Origin of the sequence: Mesorhizobium helmanticense, from assembly GCF_003034915.1 — a bacterium.
GTDB lineage: Bacteria > Pseudomonadota > Alphaproteobacteria > Rhizobiales > Rhizobiaceae > Mesorhizobium > Mesorhizobium helmanticense.
Genome location: NZ_PZJX01000105.1, coordinates 1 through 1,902 on the forward strand (window position 1 = coordinate 1; position 1,902 = coordinate 1,902).

The window sequence follows — 1,902 nt, forward strand, 5'->3', positions numbered from 1 at the left end:
ATCCAGTTCGCCGACCTGCCCAAGAACCGGGATGGCCCGACCGCGCACTGGCGCGGCCACCCCTTCGACCGGACCTGCTGGAGGCTTGGCATCGATCACCGTCTCACCAAGCCCAACCACCCATGGACCAACGGCCAGGTCGAACGGATGAACCGGACGCTGAAGGAGGCAACCGTCCGGCGATATCACTATGAGACCCACCGACAACTTGAAAATCACCTTGCCGCCCTCCTCGATGGATACAACTTCGCCAGGCGGCTCAAGACCCTTCGTGGCCTTACACCTTACGAAGCTATCTGCACGGCATGGGCCAATCAGCCACATCGCTTCCGCATCGATCCGGTCCACTTGACCTCGGGACTGAACACCTAGTGACGGGATTCCATTTCGAGAGGCTCATGTTTTTGATTTCGTCGGTAGAGATATCCGGAATCAGGCAATTGTTCGGATCGCCGGTAACCCGCCCGAGTGTGGTGTCGTGAATCATCCAGGCATGGCCGTTCTTATCAGCGCGAAGATCGAGTTCGACACCATGGAAACCGTATTTGAGCGCATTATCGGCGGCTGAAATGGTGTTTTCGAGAATGCTCTCGGAATTATCGAACAGGCCGCGGTGAGGCAGTACCTGCTTCCGATGTGGATCGATGCCGCGGGTCTTGGTCTCGGTTCCGGTCGGTCTCGGCCGCAAACCGAAAGAGTCGGAAACGCCGGCGCCGGCGAAGCGGACCGGCAAGAAGGTCGCAGCTTGATTTTATCTCTCGAGGGTCGTTCTGGAGCGCGCGGATGCTATCGGCATGATCTGCGCAGAATAGGAAAGGCGGGGGACCAAACCATGCCTTCCCTCGCGTTCATTCGTTCTTGCCGGGACGCAGGAGAACATTTCAGCCAGCTTTGCCGAGGTACCGGCTTGCCAGTGCGGCGGGTGGCGGCTCCGCTGCCGCGGTGGCTCACCAGGTGGCATATCTACATGTCCCGACGAAGACCATGGGAACATCGTCCGGCTTTGACCCGCCACCAGAACACGGCTTCATCTTCTCCCGCCTTAGCTGCGCCGGCCAGGTATGACGAGCGGCCGCCGCTGACCTGCATGGCACGCCAGACAGTCGGGAAGCCAATATTCTGCCTGTACGAGCAGCGGAGTTTGACAATGAATAGACGTATCCCGCAGGCCCGGATGTCATGCCATTCTTGTGGCGGACGGCCGTGATCACGTCTGGACAAGCGTGTGTCGCCGCCCGTTCATCGTCATTTACGCGAATAACCGGTCATCATCATCCAGTTTGCCCGATCGAGATGGCTTCTGGCGGCTTTCCGCGCGCGCACCGGCTCTTCCGCCGGGTCGATGCCGAGGATGACCTGCGCCATCTCCTCAGAACTGGCGTCGGCGGCGGAGGCGTCCAGGAATCTCAAGTAAGTCTTGAAGTGCTCTTTGTCGTAGGCGGTCAGCCTTTCCGACCAAGGTACTTCGTCTTGAGGACCAGGTTCAACGTCTGTGTATTTCATCACGATATCGGGCTCCGGAAACAACTGGTCGAAGATTTCGCTTCGACAGGCTACCCGGACCGAGGGGAATATCGTCCTCAAGGCGACATTCCGATCATCGTCTGCAAGTGGCCGCTCGAAGCGAGAACGCTCCTTTGGCGATGCAACTCCAGGTTAGGGATGAACTGCTAAAGCTCAAGACTGTTCGGCTGGCCGTCGATACCCGGCCGACTGTTCGGCCGTTAATTTCACATTCCAAATAAGATCAAAAGTCGGCCCAGAGCCGACGGCCGAAACGCGCTAAGGCATTGGGATGCGCCGCAATGCGGGCCAGGCTTCCGGGCCGATTCCAGGCTCTTCGGCCGTCCGCTCATCCGTCTTGACCAGGACGAACCTACAGCCTATCTCACCGCCACGTTA

General features: G+C 58.8%; 3 protein-coding genes. 1 reads left to right on the top strand and 2 read right to left on the bottom strand.

Annotation, left to right across the window (positions count from 1 at the left end; all coding sequences use genetic code 11):
* Positions 1-372, top strand: a 372-nt coding sequence (locus C9427_RS33490) for an integrase core domain-containing protein (protein ID WP_146172653.1), incomplete at its 5' end; no start/stop codon positions are given.
* Here C9427_RS33490 and C9427_RS35535 read toward each other — a convergent pair.
* Positions 293-733, bottom strand: a complete 441-nt coding sequence (locus C9427_RS35535; protein WP_107653183.1) for a glycerophosphodiester phosphodiesterase family protein — start codon at positions 731-733, stop codon at positions 293-295. The two genes, C9427_RS33490 and C9427_RS35535, sit on opposite strands and share 80 nt — an antisense overlap.
* Positions 734-1,245: 512 nt before the next feature.
* Complete coding sequence (locus tag C9427_RS33500; protein ID WP_425351709.1) at positions 1,246-1,584, bottom strand: DNA -binding domain-containing protein; 339 nt, start codon at positions 1,582-1,584, stop codon at positions 1,246-1,248.
* Between the last annotated feature and the right edge of the window lie 318 nt (positions 1,585-1,902).